This is a genomic window from Nocardia stercoris, assembly GCF_003696265.1.
GTDB classification, from domain to species: domain Bacteria; phylum Actinomycetota; class Actinomycetes; order Mycobacteriales; family Mycobacteriaceae; genus Nocardia; species Nocardia stercoris.
This window is the reverse complement of record NZ_RFFH01000004.1, coordinates 96,075-116,184: the sequence shown is the minus strand read 5'-3', so window position 1 is coordinate 116,184 and position 20,110 is coordinate 96,075. Positions and strand designations below refer to the sequence as shown.

The following is a 20,110-nucleotide window of genomic DNA, read 5'->3' as shown; positions in this document are numbered from 1 at the left end:
GGCGCCACATCGGCTTTGGATGGGTCCGCCACGAGTTCGATTCGGTTGCAGGTACTCGGCATGTGTGCGGCGCCACACCATCGCCGCGAGCGCACTATCACCGGCGAACCCGGCGTGACCGAGGCGGTCCGCGTGTCTTCCGCGTGTTGCCGGACTAACCTTGACAACCGTGGTGGATGCGCGCAGGGCTGACGGGTCGAAGGGACCGGATCCGGCGTTGGCCTTGCAGGAGGACCCGCAAGAGCTGATGCCGCGACGGCGACCCACCCAGGAACGCAGCAAACGCAAGTTCGACGCCCTGTTGCAGGCGTCGCGAGAGCTGCTGGTGGAAGTCGGTTTCGAGTCGTTCACCTGTGAGGAAGTGGCCGCCCGCGCCGAGGTGCCGATCGGCACGCTCTACCAGTTCTTCGCCAACAAGTACGTGATCGTGTGCGAACTGAACCGCCAGGACCTGGTCGCGGTCTCCCACGAGCTGTCCGACTTCAAGGGCGCGATCCCGTCGATGGACTGGCTGCGCCACGCCAACCAGCTCGTCGACAACATGGCCAACCTGTGGCTGACCGACCCGGCCCGCCGCGCGGTCTGGCTCGCGATGCAGTCGACCCCCGCCACCCGGTCCACGGGCGCACTGCACGAGAAGGAATTCGCCGAAGTCGTCGCGCACATGCTGCGGCCGCTCATGCCGCGCACACCGCCGGACCGCCGGTCCATGATGGCGCGGGTGCTGGTGCACGTCGTCTACTCGATGCTGAACTTCTCGGTCCAGGACGGGCTCAGCCACGAGGCCGCCGTCGGTGAGCTCAAGCGACTGATGGTCGCGTATCTCATGGTGGCGGAGAAGGAATCTCGGATGAGCTGAGCCCGTGGCGGCTCAGCCGATCAGATCCGCGAGTTCGCCCGGATCCTCCAGCACCACCATCGCGGCCGCGGTGTCGCCGTCGTGGGTCAGCGACAGGTGCACCCGCACCCGGGGCAGGAATTCCGCTGCCAGCCCGTGCAATTTGATGCTGGGCCGCCCCCAGGCGTCGTTCACCACTTCGATCAGCGGATACGGATTGTCCCCGATCTGCGGCGAGCGAGCGAACCGCGACGACGCCCACGCCTTGAGCACCGCCTCCTTCGCCGCCCACCGGGCCGCGAAACTGCGCGCCGGGTCGGTGACCTTGCTCTGGCAGTAGCGGCGCTCGCCGGCGGTGAAGCTCTCCCGCAGCATCGTCGTGCCGGCCCGCTGCAGCTGCTCGGTGAACTCGGAGATCGTCACCAGGTCCAGGCCGATACCGAGAATTGTCACGTCGTACTCCTCACCGCAGGGGAACCGCCGGAGGATCGCCCCGGCGTAGATGCGCAGTAGAGCGCGAATGTCCGCAACCTACCAGTTGTCTCGGCCGCCATCACACACACGCCGCTGTCGTGTCTCATGTGCCGGGCGACCGTCGTGCGTTCGAACCGGTCCGCGAAAGCCGGTCACCCCCACCATGTCTCACACGATGGGGGTGACCGGGCGGGCAGCCGGACCACGGCAGCGGCCGGATCGGATGGGGTTCCGAAACACCCGATCCGGCCGCATTACCCGGTCCCGCTGCCCGGTCGGCCGCCGGGCGCGTCCGGCAGCCGACCGAGAAAAGCGGCGACGCTGCCGCTTCCTGGACGGAGTAGGTGCCTTCCTAGACGGAGTAGGTGCCGTCGTCGGCGAGGCGAGCCCGCTCCGACAGCAGCACCTCGGCCTCCAGACCGCGGATCTTCTTCGCCGGCGTGCCCTCGGCGCCCAGGCGACGGTCGGCCGGCCGCTCGTACAGCGGCGCACCACCGCACAGCGCCTCGGTGAACCGCTGCCGGCCCGCGAGCTGCCGCTCCTGCGCCCGGGCCTGGTACTCCTCGCGCTGCTGCGGGTCGAGCGCCTGCAGGAACGCCTGCGGGTGCACCAGCGCCACCAGACCGGAGACGTGACCGAAGCCGAGCGAGGTGACCAGACCGGCCTTGAGTGCGAAACGGTCACCGAAGCGCAGGGTTTCGCGCGCCCACACCAGGTGCGGGTACTCGGCCATCTTCTCGTCGACACAGTCCAGGCTGCGGTTCGGCGGCACCACGCCCTGTTCCAGCACCTGGCACAGGCCGATCATCTGGAAGGCGGCCGCGCCACCCTTCGCGTGACCGGTCAGCGCCTTCTGCGAGACCACGAACAGCGGGGCACCCTCGGAGCGGCCCAGCGCGGTCGCGAGCCGCTCGTGCAGCTCGGACTCGTTGGGGTCGTTGGCCGCGGTCGAGGTGTCGTGCTTGGACAGCACCGCGATGTCGTCCGGCTCCACACCGAGCGCGCGCAGCGAGCTCGCCAGGCGCGAGTGCGCACCGCCGCGACCGGCGGCCAGGGCACCCAGGCCGGGGGCCGGGATCGAGGTGTGCACACCGTCGGCGAAGGACTGCGCGTACGCCACCACACCGAGGACCGGCAGACCCAGGCGCGCCGCCACGTCACCGCGGGCGAGCAGAATCGTTCCGCCACCCTGGGATTCGACGAAGCCGCCGCGCCGGCGGTCGTTGGCCCGGGAGAAGTAGCGGTCGCTGATTCCCTTGGCGGACATGGCCGCCGAGTCCGCGGTCGCCGACATGTCGCCGAAGCCCACGATGCCCTCGATGCCCAGGTCGTCGAACCCACCGGCCACCACGACCTCGGCCTTGCCGAGCCGGATCTTGTCCACGCCCTCCTCGACGGAGACCGCGGCGGTGGCGCAGGCCGCGACCGGGTGCACCATGGCGCCGTAGCTGCCGACATAGGACTGCACCACGTGCGCGAGGGCCACGTTCGGCAGCGCCTCCTGCAGGATGTCGTTCGGCCGTGCCTCACCGAGCAGGTTGTCGATGTACAGCGACCGCATGGACGACATGCCACCCATACCGGTGCCCTGGGTGTTGGCCACCAGCGACGGGTGCACCCAGCTCATCAGCTCGGCGGGGGTGAAGCCCGAGGACAGGAAGGCGTCCACGGTGCACACGATGTTCCACAGCGCCACCCGGTCGATGGAGGACGCCATGTCGGCGGAGATACCGAACTTGGTCGGGTCCCAGCCCTGCGGGATCTGGCCACCGACGGTCCGGGACAGCTTCGCGCGCCGCGGCACGCGAATCTCGGTGCCCGCCTGGCGGATCACCTGCCAGTCGCCGCTGCCCTCGACCGGGGTGACCACGGTGTGCTCGGGGTCGGCGGCCTGGAAAGCGCGCGCCTCGGCCTCGTTGGTCACCACGAAGGTCAGGTCCTTGTCCAGGAAGACCGAGGTGAGCAGCGGGGAGCTGTTGTCCAGCATGGCGCCGTCGTCGCCGTAGCGGCGCACGCCGCAGCGCTCGACCACGGTGTCGTGGTACTTGTCGGCCAGCTCGGATTCCTCGACGTAATCACCGGTTTCGGTGTCGTACCAGCCCGGCTTGGGGTCGTTCTCCCAGGCCACCAGGCCGGTGGTCCAGGCCAGCTCGAGCACGCCGGCCGCGGAGAGGCGGTCGTCGACCTCCATCTCGAAGCGGGTACGCGCCGAACCGTACGGGCCGAGCTCGCCGGCACCGACGATGACCACGAGGTCCGCGGGATCGGCTGTGACCGTGCCCCATTCGGGTACCGGCAGCGCCGAGCTCAGCATCGGGGGCGCCGGAAGGGCCGCCACCATCGGGACCGTGGACTCGACCGCCTCGGATTCGGTTGCGGCCGAATCGGATTCCATGCCCTCCTTGGCCAGCGCGGCCAGGTCGAGCTTCGCGGTGGCCAGTCCACCGGTCAGGTCCAGTTGCTGCGGGTCGGTGGCCGCCGCCGAACGCGCCTGCGGGGTGCAGGACTTCAGCAGTTCGTCCGCCATCTCCTGGGTGGACCAGGTGCGCACCCCGGCCGCCTCGACCGCGTCGACCAGCGGGTCGTTGTGCCCCATCAGTCCGGTGCCGCGCACCCAGCCGATCAGGGCGTGCACCAACGTGACTCGCTGCGCCCACGACTTCTCGGCCCGCCACTTGGCGACGATCGCGTCCAGCGCGGCCTTGGACTCGCCGTAGGCGCCGTCACCACCGAACAGGCCGCGGTTCGGCGAACCCGGAAGCACAACGTGCAGAGTCGAGTCGACGTCGTGGTCGGCGCCCAGCTGCGACAGGCCGCCGATCAGCCGCTCGACCGACCACAGCAGGACCCGCATCTCCAGCTCGGCCCGGGCCCCGGCGTCGGCCAGGTCGCCCGCCACTCGCGGCGCCGCGAACGGCAGCAGCATGGTCGGGGTCTGCGCCGGCTTCACGAGAACCTTCGCGCCACCGGCATTGTCGGTCTGCTCGTTGCCGACCCAGTCGATCAGGGCGTCGATGTCGGTGTAGGAAGCCATGTTCGCGGGCACCACCCACAGCGCGGCGCCGTGGCGGGCGTGTGTGCGGTACAGCTGCTTGTAGAACGCGAGGCGGGTGTCGTCCAGGCTGGAGGTGGTCACGATGACCGTGGCACCGCCGGCGAGCAGGCGGCCCGCCGCCGCGGCGGCGATGGAACCCTTACTGGCACCGGTGATCACGGCGGTCTCACGGGACCATTGACCGGGCGTGGTGTCGAGCGCGGCCTCGGCGATCTTGCCGTAGGCGGCGGCCAGGACCGAGCGGGCCTCGCCCATGGCCCGCTTGCGCCACCAGTTTGCCTGCGCCGCAACCGATTCTCCGGCGCCGGAGAATCCGGCGGCGTCGAAGTCGGTCAGCTCGGCGTCGGTGCCCAGCCACATGCGGACCAGGTCCTCCCGCGCGGTGGCCCAGCGGTCGTCGATCAGCACCGGCTTGCGCGGGTCGAAGGCCGGAGCCACCAGACGCGGCCAGTCGCTGCCCAATTCGGCCGAGACCAGGTCCACCAGGGTGTCGGTGGTGGCCTCCGGCGCGGACGCCTGCTCGGTGAGTCCCAGCTGCTCGAGCACCACCCGGGCGGCCGTGGCCAGCACGCCGTCGCGGCCGGTGATCTGCTCGGTGAACTCGCCCAGCGCGGCCGCGTCCACGGTCCCGCCCGCGCCGCCACCGGCGGCCGGCAGCGACACGCTGATCCCGCGCTGCGCGGCGACCGACTGCACGGCCGCGTCGATGGCGGCATCCACCGCGGCACCGTCGCTGAGCGCGCCGGACACCAGGCCACCCAGGTCACCACCGCGGACGCTGGCGCCCTCACGGGTGCCCAGCGACAGTTCGGCGGTCACGTGGTGCACCCAGCCCGGACCCAATTCCCATGTCTTGCTGACTCGTTCGCCGATCGCCGCCGGCCGCTTGCCCGAGGGACCGAACACCTTGCGCAGGTGGTCGCCGATCGCGTCGGACAGCACCGAACCGAACGGCTTGTAGGTGCGGGCCAGGCGCTCGACGGTGGCCGACAGCGCGCTCATGTCGGCGTCGGCGGCACCGTCGATGGCGCCCAGCGACAGCTCGGAACCGAGGTCCACCAACAGCTGGTTGCGACGCGAAGACACACCGTCACACAGGCTTTCGATGGTGTCGACCGGGCCGATCTGCTCCAGGCGCAGCTTGGTCCACAGCGCGATCAGCACCCGCGTGGCGTCGGCCGCACCGAAGGTGAGGTCGGCCGGGCGCGGGCCGGACGCGGCGGCCGGGGCGGCGGCCACCGGCGCGGCGGTCGCGGGGGCGGCAGCAGCCGGAACAGACTCGGCCGCAACCTCTTCCACGTCGTCCACCGGCTCCGGGTCGACGTCGGTGGCGAAGACGGCGGCCCGCTCGCGCTCGATGTTGAGCACCTCGACCCGGGCGCTGCCGAACTCCGGCTGCTTGAGGGTGTTGGAGGCCAGGTTGGCGACGGTCGGCGTTGCGGCCAAACCGATCTCGACGAAGCGCTCCATGCCCAGACCGCCGTGCTCCACCTCGGTGAACAGCAGGTCCTGGGTCTCGATCCAGCGCACCGGGCTGGCGAACTGCCAGGCCAGCAGCTCGATCAGCAGCACGCGGCACAGCTCGCCCGGCCGGGAGGACCAGCCCTCCCAGTCGGCCAGCACGGCGGCCAGCGGCTCGGACGGTACGTAACCGGCGACCTCGGCGACGAACTCGCGGTCCAGCGAGAACGGCCGCGGCACCAGGTTCGGAATGTAGCGCCCGGCAAGGATTTCCGGGTGCAGGTCGGTGGGCAGCAGGTCTTCCAGCTTGGTCCGGAACTCCGGCACACCGTCGCGCAGCACGGTCGAGTGGAACGGCACGTCGATGCCGGGGACCAGGATGAAGGCGCGCTTGCCACCGTATTCGGCGACCCGCTTCTCGATCTCGGCCTCCAGCGCCTCGAGGCCCGCGACCGTACCGGCGATGGCGTACTGGCTGCCACGCAGGTTCAGGTTCACCACCTCGAGGAATTCGCCGGTGGCCGTGGAGATCTCGGCCATGAAGGCCTCGACGTCGCTGTCCGCCAGCCCGAACTGCGACGGGCGGATGGCGGCCATCCGGTAGTTGCTGATGCCGTTGGCGTCACGCGGGACCAGCTCGTGCATGGCCGACCCGCGCTGGAACACGACCTCCAGCACCGCTTCCAGCGGCAGCACACCGGCGACCGCGGCCAGGGCGTTGTACTCACCGACCGAGTGACCGGCCAGCATGGCGCCCTCGACGAAGGCACCGGCCTCGCGCAGCTCGGCGACCTGAGCGCACCCGAGGACCGCCATGGCGACCTGGGTGAACTGGGTCAGATGCAGCACGCCGTGCGGGTGCCGGAACTCCACGCCCCGCGCCTTGAGATAGGTCGGGTTGTCGCGCACCACAGCGAGAATGGAGAAACCGAGCGCCTCGCGGGTGTGCTTGTCGGCCCGGTCCCACACCTCCTTGGCGGCCTTCGACCGGGTGCGCGCGTCCAGTCCCATCCCCTTGGTCTGGATGCCCTGGCCCGGGAAGGCGTAGACGGTGCGCGGCGCGGCCAGCCGGCCGGTCGCGACCATCACCAGCTCGCCGCCGACCCGGCACGAGACCTCGACGATCTCGCAACCCCGGTCCACCGCGATGCGCTCGACGCGGACGTCGATGCGCGCACCGGGCCGCACCATGCCCAGGAACCGGGTGGTCCAGGCGGTGAGCGTCCGCGCGGGCAGCGGCGATTCGGGGTCGATCGCGGACACCGCGTGCTGTGCGGCGGCGGACAGCCACATGCCGTGCACGATCGGGCTGCCCAGGCCGGCCAGCTTGGCGGCGTTGTCGCTGGTGTGGATCGGGTTGTGGTCACCGGACACCTCGGCGAACGCGCCCATGGCGTGCGGCGCGGTGAGGGTCAGCTGACGCCGGCGACGGCGCGGGGTATCGGTGGCCTCGGGGGCGGAACCGCCGGCGATCGGCGGGTCGGTGAGCTCACCGGCACCGGTGCGGCCGCGAATCGCGAAGCGCTCCACCAGGTTCGCCACCACGGGCGTCTCCAGGCCGCCGTGCTCGAGCATGGCTCCGATGCTGACCCGCACCTCGACGACGCGGCCCAGGTCGGTGTCGACGACCTCGCCGGACTCGGCGCGCACCGCGAGGATCGCGAGGTCGTCGGGCAGGTCGGCGAGCAGTTCGATGCGGTGGTCGAGGTGGACTAGGTCCAGCATGCCCTCGATCACGGCCTGGTTGCCGGCGGTCCGGGTGGCGCCGAGGACGGCGAACACGGCGGGCCAGCAGGCACCGACCAGCACGTCGGGCACGGTCCGGCCCAGGGTGCTGAGGGTGGCGGGCAGTCCGGCGCCGGTGACGCCGGCGTGGTCGGCGATCCGGTCCGGGGTCCAGGCGACGTTCACGTGGGCGACCTTGGCGCCGTCGACAACTCGCACCTCGGGCACGTCCTGGCCGGCGGCGACACCGAGCAGCGCCGACATCGCGGCAGCCGCGTCGTCCTCGGTGACCAGTGGCGCGCCACCGTCGAGGACGGAGTCGGGCACGGTGATCCGGATCGCGACAGTGTTGCGCGCGGACAGCGGGACGCTGAGTTCGACGGCGGCGTGACCGGCGGCGGTGGCGGGGACCGGCGTCAGGGTCGCGCCGGTGGCCGGGTGGCGGGCACCCTCGTCGTCGACGACCCACTCGCCGGGCGCGCCGAGGCGGTGTACCGGGTTGAGCGTGGTGCGGCCGGACCACTGGACGTCGGGGGCGCCGAGCACCAGGTCGATCGGACCCGCGGTCAGCGGGGTGCGGCGGCGGCCCAGGGCGGCGCCGGGTTCCACACCGGCCGCGAGCAGGGCTGTGGCGGTGGCCTTCTCGAAGCGGTCGAGCAGTTCACCGACCGGCTCGTCGGCGCGGGTGATACCGGCGACGGCGACCGTGCCGGGGATGACGCAGACCTGGTCGGCCGAGTAGCGCGGGTCGTGGGCCTGCCACAGCGAGTCCGAGCGCCACCAGCGCCGCACGTCGGCGTCGACGACGGGTACGAAGTTGACCGGCTTGCCCGGGGTCTTGCACAGGGCGACGAAGAACGGGACGTCGGCGGGGTGCAGGACGGTCGCGCCGACGGCCGGGTAGGTCTCCTTGAGCCGGCACAGCGCGCGGACCGGCTGCTCGAATTCGGCGTCGTCGGCGAACAGGCTCTCGAATTCGCCGCGGTCGACCGGGTTCAGGCGGGCCTCGGTGCGGCGCATCATCTGCGCGAAGCGGTCCCGCCAGGTGATGTCGAGCCAGGTGGACCGGTTCATGTCGGCGACGATGTCACCGAAGTCGCTGCCGCAGTCGAAGTCGGTGGCGCGGTCCAGGCCGACGGCCAGTTCGACGTAGCGCTCAAGCCACTCGGTGTAGGTCATGGTGGCGACGTCGCCGAAGTACGGCTTGGCGGTGCGGTCCAGGGCCGCGATGATCTCCTCGCGCCGGGCGGCGACGGCGTCGGCGTCGCCGGCGACCTCGTCGAGCAGGCGGCCGGTGCGCGAGGCGGAGTTGTCGATCTCGTGGATGTCGGCGCCGAGTTGGCTACGGCCGGAAGCCATTCCGCCGCTGGCATGGCCGGCGGCGACCCAGTCGGGGGTGCCGGGGGTCTCGACCAGCAGGCGCTTGACGTCGGGCGCGGTGGTGGCCTCCAGGGTGGCCATGGCCGCGGTGCCGACCAGCACACCGTCCAGCGGCATGACCGGATAGCCGTGGGCGCGCGACCATTCGCCGGTCAGGTACTCGCCGGCGCGTTCCGGGGTGCCGATGCCGCCACCGACACAGACGATCACGTTGTCGCGGCTGCGCAGTTCGGCGTAGGTGGCCAGCAGCAGGTCGTCGAGGTCCTCCCACGAGTGGTGGCCACCGGCGCGGCCGCCCTCGATGTGCATGATGACCGGGTAGTCGCCGACGGCGTCCGCGATCCGCAGCACGGCGCGGATCTGGGCGACGGTGCCGGGCTTGAAGGCGACGTGCGGGATTCCGACCTCGGTCAGCTCCTCGATCAGCGCGACGGCCTCGTCGAGCTCGGGGATGCCGGCGGTGACCACGACACCGTCGAACGGGGCGCCGGCGGTGCGGGCGCGCTGCACGAGGCGCTTGCCGCCCAGCTGCAGCTTCCACAGGTACGGGTCGAGGAACAGCGAGTTGAACTGCACCGCGCGGCCGGGCTGCAGCAGGGTGCGCAGTTCGGCGACGCGGTCGGCGAAGATCTGCTCGGTGACCTGACCGCCACCGGCCAGCTCGGCCCAGTGGCCCGCATTGGCCGCGGCCGCAACGATTTTCGCGTCCACGGTGGTGGGGGTCATGCCGGCCAGCAGGATCGGCGAGCGGCCGGTCAGGCGGGTGAAGGAGGTCTCGACGACGATCTTGCCGTTCGGCAGCCGGACCGGAACGGGCGCGAATTCGGACCAGGCGCGGGCCGGTTCGGGTGCGGCGCCCGGGGTGAACAGCTCGCGCTGACCCGGCCGGGTGGCGGCGGCGACCAGGCCGACGCCGGTGCCCTTCACCGAGCCGCCGCTGATCCGGGTGAGCAGGTCACCGGGACCGAGGTCCAGGATCCACTCCGCGCCGGAAGAGGTCACGTAGTCGACGGCTTCGACCCAGTCGACCGGGTCGACCAGGATGGACTGCGCGAGCTTGGCCGCGAGCTCGGTGTCGAGTCCGCACTGGCCGGCCCACGCGGTGACGTAGTCGACGGTGTCGGCGAGGGCCGGGTGGTGGAAGGCGACCTCGACCTCGAGGTCTTCGAAGACCGGGGCGAACACGGCGCCGCCGCGCTTCTTGGCCTCGCGGTCGCGGGTCTGCTCGGCGGAGATCTCCGCGCAGCGCCGGCGCACCCGCTCGAGCTGGGTCACGGTGCCGGACAACACGACTCGGCGGCGGCCGTTGCGGATCGACAGCACGGGAGCGGACGCCACGTCGACGGTGGCGGCGACATCGGCGATCACCGCGCGCAGCGCGTCGGGGTCGACGTTGGAGACCGCGACCATGGGCGACTTGCCGCCGACCGGGATCAGTCCGCGCCGGCGGGCGACCAGGGTGCCGGCCGCGCCGATCAGCTGAGCCAGGGCGAGCAGTTCGACGTCGCGGGCGCCGGCGGCGCGGGCGGCCTCGGCCGCGAGCAGGCCCTGGGAGTGGCCGACGACCGCGGTGGGCGGGAAGGCGGTGGTGTCGAGTCCCTGCAGGCGCAGCGCGCGCAGGGCGGCGACCTGGGCGAGGAACACACCGGGCATGGAGACGGCGGCGGAGCGCAGCGCCTGGTCGGACGGCAGCGAGGACGGGCTCTCGTCCTCGGCGGGCTCGTCGTCGAGCAGTTCGGCGTCCATCAGCCACGCCATCGGGTCGAAGCCGACCGGGCGCGCCATCAGCAACTGCGCCGCAACCGGTTCCAGCCGGGCCGCGGCCTCGGCCACGAGGGCGGTCAGTTCCGGCTCGAGGGCGCTGTCGTGCGCGATCTCCTCGAGTTCCCGCAGCCAGACGGCACCCTGTCCCCCGAAGGCCAGCGCGTAGGGCTGCCCTTCCCGTAGCCGATCCAGCAGCGACGAGCTGATCCCTCGGTCCGCAGCCGCGCGCGCGGCCTTACGTGCTCCGGTCCCGATGTTCTCGTTGATCGTCAAGACTCTCGACTTCCTTCTCGTGTCCGCTCGTCCCGGCGAGGCGGTTTCTCCATGCGCTGGCAGCCCAAAAGAAACGCCTGGTCGACGCAGAGAATGACACAGAATCATGAGGAAAGCCTCACGTTTGCCGGCGGCCCGGATCGCTACCCGCGGGTATTTCGGTACGGACGTACCAGAGTTACACAAAACATGACTCCCCCTCATGTTTGAAAGCCGCCGGTCCCGGGCACGCCAGGAATCGAGCAACCCGAGCCTCCCCCGCGGTGGCCGTTATATGATTGTTATAATCCCAGCTAGGGTTACCGATGGGTACGAAACACCGCAGCGCCACTTCGTTTACGGCGCGTCGCCCGGTAGAGTTTGGACGGTCGTACCATCACGCGCGAGTGGCGGAATAGGCAGACGCGCTGGATTTAGGTTCCAGTGTCCTCGGACGTGGGGGTTCAAGTCCCCCCTCGCGCACCAGCTCTCGGACAGGTCCTGGCTATCGCCCGGCGACCCACACACCACCGGCCGGCGACCGCACTGCGGCCGCCGGCTGGGGCAGGTGGCGAAAACGTCAGGCGGGCACGACGTATCCGGGCGGGGCATCGCCCAGGAAGGCCGGCACACACGGCACGCGCTTCCAGTCCGGCCGCGGCAGGGGTGGGCGCACCGGCGCCGTCGGAACCGGCGCGGGCCCCGCGACCACATGGACATTGGTGCCGATGATCCCGAAGGAACTCACCCCCGCCAGCGGTGCGGACTCGGGATCCGGCCAGGGCTGTGCCCGGTCGGCGAACCGAATATCGCACCCCCGCAAGTCGATTCGCGGGTTGAGGGTGTCGAAGTGGACCAGTGGCGGCACCGTGCGTTCCCGGACGGTGAGCAGCGCCTTCAGCAAGCCGAGCGACCCGGACGCGGCCTCCAGGTGCCCGGCGTTGGTCTTCGCCGAGCCGACGTGCAGCGGCCGGCCGCCGTTGCGGGTGCCGAGCGCGGCCACGATCGCGCTCAACTCGATCGGGTCGCCCAGCGAGGTGCCGGTGCCGTGCGCCTCGACCAGCCCGATCTCGGCCGCGTCCCGGCCGGCGTCGGCGAGCGCGGCCTCGATCACCCGACGTTGCGCCTCGGCGTTCGGGGCGCTGAATCCGGAGGTCCGGCCGTCCTGGTTCATCGCCACACCGTGGATCACCCCGAGGATCGGGTCCTGGTCGCGCTCGGCGTCGGCCAGCCGTTTCAAGGTCAACATCGCGGCGCCTTCACCGCGGACGAACCCGTTGGCGCGGGCATCGAACGCCCGGCACAGCCCGTCCGGCGACAGCGAGCCGGTGCGATTGATCGCGCGCGTCGATCCGGGGGCCAGAACGAGATTGACGCCGCCCGCCAGCGCGAGATCGACCTCGCCGCGCCGCAGTGCCTGCACGGCCTGCACCACCGCCACCAGGGCGGACGAACAGGCGGTATCGATCGCGAGCGCGGGACCGGTGAAGCCGAAGGTGTAGGCGATCCGGCCGGCGGCCAGACAGTGCCCGTTACCGAGCGCCCAGTAGGCGTCGGGGCACTGCCGGGCCCAGTCGGCGTAGTCCTGGCGTCCGCTGATTCCGACATAGGTTCCCACCTGGGCGCCGTGCAGTCCCGGCGGATTGATACCGCTGTCGCACAACGCCTCCCAGGTCACCTCCAGCAGCAGGCGGTGCTGCGGATCGAGGGCCTGCGCGGCACGCGGGGTGATGCCGAAGAAGTCCGGATCGAAATCGAGCGCGTCCGGGACGAAGCTGCCACGCAGCGGAAGCTGCGCCCACTCGTCCTCGAACGGCCAGCGCCGATGCGCGGGCATATCGCCGGTCAGGTCGCGGCCACCGGACAGAGCCGACCACAGGCCGTCCAGGTCGGTGATCCCGTCCGCGAGCCGCACCCCAGCGCCGATCACCGCGATCGGGCCCGCGGCGCGGAGTTCCGCGAGTTCGGTCCGCAACCGCCGGATCGTATCGGTGGCCCGGCGCAGTGCCGCGCCCTGCGGGGCGGGCGATTCCGGTTCGTCCATGCTGTCTCTCCTGGTGGTCAGGACGCCGCGACCTCGTCGGTCAGGGCGCCGGCGAGCGCCTCCGCCGTCCCGTACGTCCACAGCACGGTCGGCGAGAGCCGCAGGGCGAAAGTGGATTCGAGCTTGTTGCGCAGTTCCAGGCTCATGAGCGAATCCAGGCCCAGCGATCGCAGCGGGGTGCGGATGTCGAGGTCCTGCGGCGGGAGCCGCAGCACGCCCGCCGCGAGTTCGACGATCTTGCCGAGCACCAGATTCGGACGGTCCGGTTCCCCGGCCGCCGCGAGCGCGGAACGGAATTCGCTGGCCGCCGGGCCGTTACCGCGGTGCGCGTTGTCCCGCAACGCTTCCCAGCTCGGTTGGGCCGCGCAGTCGGGGTAGGTGTCGAACCAGCGGCGCGCGTCGAAGCACAGGTACGCGACCACCTGACGGTCCTCCCCCAGGAACTCGGTGAGCGCCGCCCAGGCCTCGGCCGCGGTGAAGCTGTCCATACCGGCCGCGGCCAGCCGGTTGCCCCGATTATCCTGTGCCGCAGCCAATCCGATCCCAGCGAACGGGCCCCACTGCACGCTGGTGGCCGGCCGCCCTGCCCAGCGCCGGGAGACGGCGAACGCGTCGAGGTAGGAGTTGGCGGCGGAATAGGCCGCCTGCCCGGCGTTCCCGAGCAGCGCGGCCGCCGAGGAGAACAGCACGAACAGATCCAGCGGGTCACCGGCGGTGAGTTCGTCGAGGTGCCGGGCGCCGTCCACCTTCGGCCGCAGCACCCGTTCCAGCTGGTCGGCGGTGATGCGGCGCACCGTGGAGTCGTCGAGAATGCCGGCGGCGTGGAAGACGCCGCGCACCGGCGGAACCTCCGGACGCAGCGAATCCAGCACCGCGGCAAGCGCATTCCGGTCCGCGACATCGACGCGGCGGCTGTGCACGGACCCCGTGAGGCCCGCGGGCTCGAGATCGAATTGGTGCAACGGGATCTCACCGTCGTTCCCGGTGCGGCTCAGGGCGACGACACATCCGGCACCGCGCTCGAGCAACCAGCGGGTGAGACTGCGGCCCAGTGCGCCGTGACCGCCGGTGACCAGGTAGGTGCCGTCGGCGCGGAACCGGCCGTCCGGCATGGCTTCCGGCACGATATCGACCACCGTCTCCGGCCGGTCGAGCACGAACTTTCCGATGTGGTCGCCACGCGCCATCCGCCGCAACACGTCCGGTGCCGCGGCGAACGGGTGCACCTCGACCGGCAGGGCGGGCAGGGCCCCGGCCGCCACCAGCTGCCAGGTCTCGTGCAGTGCCGTGGCGAACCGTTCCGGCCGGCGGCTCAGTAGACCGGCCAGGTCGACGGCGGTGAAGCTGATGCCCTTGGCGAAGGCGCGCGAGCCCAGCCGCCGGTTCGCGTAGATGTCCTTCTTCCCGACCTCCAGGAAGCGGCCGTCCTCGGCGAGGACGTCGAGCCCGCGATCGATGTGGGCGCCGGACAGCGAGTTCAGCACGACGTCGACACCGCCCCCGCCGGTCGCCGCGAGCACCTCGTCCGCCCAGACCGCGCCGCGGGAGTCGAAGACGTCGGCGATCCCGAGCTCCCGGCGCAGGTAGTCGCGGCGAGCAGGCGAACCGGCGGTGGCGAGGACCGTGGCGCCGAGGTACCGGGCGACGGCGATCGCCGCCAGACCCAGGCCACCGGTTCCGGAGTGGATCAGCACCCTCTCGCCCGGCGTGACGCGAGCGAGCGTGGCGAGGGCGTACCAGGCGGTGGTGTACACCAGCGGCAATGCCGCCGCGGTGGTGTCCGGCAAGCCGGCCGGAATGGGTTCGGTGTGATCAGCGCGCACGACCACCTGGGTGGCGAATGTGCCTGAACCGCAGGCGATCACCCGGTCACCGACGGCACGGCCGGACACGCCGGGACCGATCGCGCGGATCGCGCCCGCTCCCTCGGCGCCGAATGTCCCGGCGCCCGCCGAGTCGTCCGGATAGGTTCCCGCCGCCTTCATGACGTCGATGAAATTTACCGCCGCGGCTGCTATGTCGACCAGGACTTCGCCGGGACCGGGCCGACGTTCCGGAAGCGGTGCGAAATGCAGCCCGTCCCAGCCTCGTTCGGCGGCCTGCCGCAGCCGGAACGGCCGGTGCCGCGGCCGCCACGGCCGGGACCGCGCGCCGCCGAGCGCTTCGCCCTGTGCCAGACGCCCGGCGTAGCGCCGGCCCTCGCGCAGCACCACCTGGTCGTCCCCGGGCATGGCCACCAGTTCGGCTGCGCAGTCGCCGATATCGGACGCACCACCGATGTCGATCAACGTGGCGGACAGTTCCGGATGTTCGCGCCGCAGCGCACGAACGAAGCCCCAGAACATCGCGCTGCCCGGATCCACGTCGTCGTCCGGGCCGGTGGGCTGGGCGGCGGCGGTCACCACCACAAGCCGCGCCGGGGCGGCACCATCATTCGTCAGCGCTCGCACGACTTCGGCGACGGTGAGCAGGCCGGTGCGCTGATCAGCGAGATCGGTTGTGGGCGCGCAGTACACCAGCGTGCCGCGCTCCAGCGCGGTGCCGGTGTCGCGAATCCGCGCACCGCGGGCCCGGAGTGCTTCCGCCAGCGCCGGATGCCAGGCGGCGGCGCCGGCCAAGACGAAATCCGCCCCAGGTTCGGCGGGCGCCGGGCGCTCACCCTGCCGCAGGACGAAGCGGAACTCCCGATCGAATCTCCGGCCGTCCGACGGCGCGGGATCGATGGCAGCCAGCGCGAGTCCGCGGATCGCGGCCAGCGGTGTGCCCGCTGGGTCGAACAGGTCGATGTCCGCGGTGGTGTCCGAGGTCCGGACCGCGTACACCTGTGCGGCGTCGACGAATTCGGCCGGTTCGGGGTAGAGCAGCAACTCCCGGATCCCGACCGGGACGACGGTGCGCGGATCGTCGAACAGCAACAGCGCCGGTTGCAGCGCGCAGTCGGCGAGCACGGTGTGCAACTCCCCCGGGCGGGTCTGGGCCCGGGACCGCTCGCCGAGCACCACTTCGGCGCGCACACCGAGATCGGTACGCCGGATCGCCCGCACGCCGCGGAATTCCGGGCCGTAGTTCAGGCCGCGCTCCGCGCAGGCCCGATAGAACTCGTCGACCTCGACGACCTTCTCGGCGACCGGGGCGGACAGTTCCGGGGCGGGAGCGTGCCCGGCGTGATAGCCGACCCGGCCGACAGCGTGCACGGTCCAGTTCTCGCCGCCCGCGGGCAGCGACCGCAGCTCGAAACTCGCTCCGCCGGTGACGTCTTCGCGCAGGGTCAGGTCCAACCGCGCCGGGGCGGCGGACAGTGGCAGGGCCGAGGTGAACCGGATGTCGTACAGCGCGGCCGGGCGACGTCCGTAGCGAGTGTGGGCGACCGCCGTCGCGAAGGATGTCATGAATGCGGCGGGCACCACTACGGCGTCGCCTACCCGATGGTCCTCCAGCCAGTCCTGGCGTTCCCGCGACAGAGAGATGTTCGCCTGCCACACACCGGATTCCGCGACGCTCGGATACACCGGTACCCGAAGCCCGTCGGCGTCCGCACCGACTGTGGGTGCGTCGGGCAGCCAGAACGACCCGCGCTGCATCGGCCCCGGCGGCAGTGTGATCGTGGCGGATCGGGCCACATCGGCGAAGGGGGACAGCCCGCTCAGGTAGGCGCGGGCCCGGCTGCGCCGTAGTTCCGCCACCGGGTCACGGTCCCGGTAGAGCGACGGAACCACCACGGCCGGTTGGGGTCTGGTGGCGGCCAGCTGTTCGAGGGCGGGCGTCAGCACCGGATGCGGGCTGATCTCGATCACGTGGGTGACGCCGGAATCGAGAGCCGACAGCATGGTGTCCGCGAATCGGACCGGTCGGCACAGGTTCTCGATCCAGTACGTCGCGTCCAGTTCCTCCGGCGCACACGGCCGCCCGGTCACCGTCGACAGCATCTCGATAGGCGCCGGTCCGGGCCGTACGTCGGCCAGGACTGTCGCCAGACCGGGGCGCAACGGTTCCATGTGCGGACTGTGTGAGGCATAGTCCACCGCCACCGGACGGCTGAATATGCCGTCGGCGGACAGGATCTCGTGCAGCACCTCGATGGCGGCGCTGTCCCCGGCCAGCACGCACGAGGTCGGGCCGTTGTGCACGGCCAGTGTCACCGAGTCTTCGAAACCCGCTATGCAGGCGGGTATCTCGGCTGCGGGCAGCTCGACCGCCAGCATGGCGCCGCTGCCGGCGACCGCCCGCAGTGCGGCACTGCGGCGGGCCACCACCAGCGCACCGTCGGCGATGGTCAGCGCCCCGGCGAAGGTGGCGGCCGCGATCTCCCCCTGACTGTGCCCGACGACCAGATCGGGCACGATGCCCATCCGCCGCCACATCGCCCCGATGCCGAGCGTCAGGGCCCACAGGACCGGCTGGACCTGGTCGACCCGGTCGAGCCAATCCGGTCCGCTCGCACCGCGAATCACCGCCAGCGGATCCCAGTCCACCTGCGACGCCAGCGCGGCGGCACACTCGTCGATCGTGGCGGTGAAGGCCGGGTCGACGCCGTACAGCGCGGCGCCGAGCCCGTGCCACTGGGCGCCCTGACCCGGGAAGATGAACGCGACGCGGCCGACCTCGCGGGCACGTCCGGTCAGGACCGCCCGGTCGTCGGTGGCACCGGCCGCGCATCGGCGCAGCAGGGCGACCGCCGAATCCGCCTCGTCGGCGAAAATCGCTGTGCGCCTGTCGAGTTGGTGACTGCGCCGGGCCAGTGCCGCCGCGACCGCCGAGAGCTCACCGGGTCGGGTGGTCAGCAGATCGGCGATATCGGCGCACCGCCGGTCCAGCGCCTCGGTGGTGTGCGCCGAGAGCGGCAGGAACCCGGGATCCGTGCCGGAGGCCGCCGGTGCGGGAACCGATTCCGCCCGGCTGAGTACCGCGTGGGCGTTCGTCCCGCCCCAGCCGAAGGAGTTGACGCCGAGGTGGATCGGCCCGGCCGGTAACGGTGTCCGTTCCCGTACCACCGTCACGTTCAGGGCGTCGAAGTCGATATCGGGGTTCAGTTCGGCGGCGTGCAGGCTCGGCGGAATCGTCCCGTGTTCCAGGCACAGCACGCCCTTGATCAAGCCCGCGATCCCGGACGCTGCCTCCAGGTGCCCGATGTTGGTCTTGATCGAGCCGATCCGCAGCGGCCCCGCCGCCCGGCTACGCGGCCGACCCAGCACCTCGCCGATCGCCTCGGCCTCGATGGGATCTCCACGCCCCGTGCCGGTTCCGTGTGCCTCGAGGTAGGCCAGACGGTCGAGGTCGACTCCCGCCGCGGCGTAGGCGCGCCGCAACAGGTCCCGCTGTCCGGCCCCGTGCGGGGTGACCAGGCTCTCGCCGCCGCCGTCGTTGTTGGTCACGGTCGCGGTGACCAGTGCCCGGACCCGGTCACCGTCGCGCAGCGCCGTCCGCAACGGCTTGAGATACACCGCGGCCACGCCCTCGCCGCGCACGAACCCGTCGGCACCGGCCCCGAAGGCGGCGCAGCGTCCCCGCGGCGACAGGCCACCGAAGTGGGTCAACCCGATCGTGACGTCCGGGCCCAGCACGAGCGTGACGCCGCCCACGACGGCCGATTCGACATCGCCGGACCGCAGTGCCCGCACGGCCAGGTCGAGCGCAACCAGCGCCGACGAACATCCGGTCTGCACGGCCATACTCGGCCCGGTGAGCCCGAGCAGATACGACAGGCGGGCCGGGATCATATCCAGCGCGGTGCCGACCAGACTGTGCTGGGTCGGGCCGATATCGCCCCGGGTGCGCAGCGTGTCGTAGTCGTGCCAGGACGCGCCGACATAGACGCCGGTGCGGGTGCCACGCAGAGCGGTTCCCGGCGTGCCGGCGTCTTCCAGCGCCCGCCAAGCGATTTCGAGCATGAGCCGCTGTTGCGGGTCCAGATCCGCCGCCTCGCGCGGCGAGATGCCGAACAGTGCGGCGTCGAATTCCGCCACGCCACCGATGAATCCGCCGACCGTCGGCACTCGTTTGCCACCGCCCAGCGGCCGCTGCACATCCCAGCGTTCGACGGGAACGGTGTCGATCGCGGTGCCGCCGGAATCCAGCAGCTCCCACAGCGCGTCGATATCGTCGGCGCCGGGGAAGCGGCCGGCCATGCCGACGATCGCGATGGGCTCGTTCATGAGGTACCTCCTGGATCGGCGCCGAAGCCGGCGCGGATCGCCGCCGTGAGCGGCTCCGGATCGGTGACGGGAGACCAATGGCCCGAGTCGATTTCGGTGAATGTCAGTTGGTCGGCCGCCCCCGCGAGGGCCCGGGTCTGGACCGCGGCGCCGACGTACGGGTCGCGCGAGCCGTAGATCACGTGGACACCGGTCACCGCGACCTTCGCGTAGGTGGGCGCGCTCAGGCGAGCGAAGACGTTGGCGCGGTAGCGATTCAGCGACGCCAGCCCGTCCGCGGGCGGCACACGGGGCGGCGGATCACCGGTGAGCTGGACGAACCCGTCGAGAACGGCTCCCGTGACACCCGTGTTCCACAGGACGCCGGTCAGCCCCGGCACGTCCCAGAGCGCGATGTAGCAGGAGCGGACGGCTTGATCGAGCACGGCCGGCCATTCGGCGGGATCGCTCGCACTGCGCCGCAGCCACTGCCCCCACAGATCGAGGTTCTGACCCGAGATCGCGGTGAAGTCCAGGATTTTCGGCGCGATGTCCGGTCGCGCCGACGCCTCCCAGCCCTCACCGGCACCCCAGTCCCACCCGACCAGATGCACGCGCCGCCCGCCGGCGGTGGCGTCGATGACGGCCGCGACATCGTCGGCCAGGACCGGCAGCGCGTAATCCTGTGGTGCCGCTGGATGATCACTCTCACCGTTGCCGCGGGTGTCGTAGGTGACCACGTGATAGTCCGGCACGAGCCGGGACACCACCCGATCCCAGGCACGAGAGGTGGACAGGTAGCCGTGGACCAGCACCACGGTCGGTGCCAGGCCGGCGGCCGGCCCGTACTCGTGCACCCGCAGGCGTACCCCGCCGTCCCCGGTCACCCAGCTGTCCGCGGACGCGGGCAGCACCGGATCCGCCTCTGCCACAACCGCACTCGCTGATGCCAGCGACGTCAGGAACGCGGTCGCCAGGACCGGCAC

Annotated in this window: 6 protein-coding genes and 1 tRNA gene; 2 read left to right on the top strand and 5 right to left on the bottom strand. The window is 71.4% G+C overall.

Going from position 1 to position 20,110, the window contains the following annotated elements; genetic code table 11:
- Nucleotides 1-247: 247 nt before the first annotated feature.
- A complete protein-coding gene (locus EBN03_RS11600) occupies nucleotides 248-859 on the top strand; it encodes a TetR/AcrR family transcriptional regulator (RefSeq protein ID WP_122188363.1) in 612 nt (203 codons plus the stop codon).
- 12 nt (nucleotides 860-871) lie between these two features.
- Here the strand turns inward: EBN03_RS11600 and acpS are convergent, their stop codons facing one another.
- Both acpS and EBN03_RS11590 read right to left on the bottom strand, forming a co-directional pair.
- Complete coding sequence (gene acpS / locus EBN03_RS11595) at nucleotides 872-1,291, bottom strand: holo-ACP synthase AcpS (protein ID WP_122187999.1); 420 nt, start codon at nucleotides 1,289-1,291, stop codon at nucleotides 872-874.
- Nucleotides 1,292-1,664: 373 nt separating this feature from the next.
- Complete coding sequence (locus EBN03_RS11590) at nucleotides 1,665-10,970, bottom strand: type I polyketide synthase (RefSeq protein WP_199742744.1); 9,306 nt, start codon at nucleotides 10,968-10,970, stop codon at nucleotides 1,665-1,667.
- Nucleotides 10,971-11,350: 380 nt separating this feature from the next.
- On the opposite strand from EBN03_RS11590, the gene EBN03_RS11585 reads away from it, so the two are divergent.
- Nucleotides 11,351-11,435: transfer RNA gene (locus EBN03_RS11585), tRNA-Leu, on the top strand.
- A 94-nt stretch (nucleotides 11,436-11,529) separates the two neighbouring features.
- Here the strand turns inward: EBN03_RS11585 and EBN03_RS11580 are convergent.
- The 3 genes from EBN03_RS11580 to EBN03_RS11570 are packed head-to-tail and all read right to left on the bottom strand — an operon-like array spanning nucleotide 11,530 to nucleotide 20,056.
- A complete protein-coding gene (locus EBN03_RS11580; RefSeq protein ID WP_122187997.1) occupies nucleotides 11,530-12,993 on the bottom strand; it encodes a beta-ketoacyl [acyl carrier protein] synthase domain-containing protein in 1,464 nt (487 codons plus the stop codon).
- Between the two features lie 17 nt (nucleotides 12,994-13,010).
- Complete coding sequence (locus tag EBN03_RS11575) at nucleotides 13,011-19,145, bottom strand: type I polyketide synthase (RefSeq protein WP_122187996.1); 6,135 nt, start codon at nucleotides 19,143-19,145, stop codon at nucleotides 13,011-13,013.
- The gene (locus tag EBN03_RS11570) at nucleotides 19,142-20,056 is read right to left on the bottom strand and encodes an alpha/beta fold hydrolase (RefSeq protein WP_158675596.1); all 915 of its coding nucleotides are present in this window, start codon (nucleotides 20,054-20,056) and stop codon (nucleotides 19,142-19,144) included. The genes EBN03_RS11575 and EBN03_RS11570 overlap by 4 nt, the downstream gene beginning before the upstream one ends.
- Nucleotides 20,057-20,110: the final 54 nt, after the last annotated feature.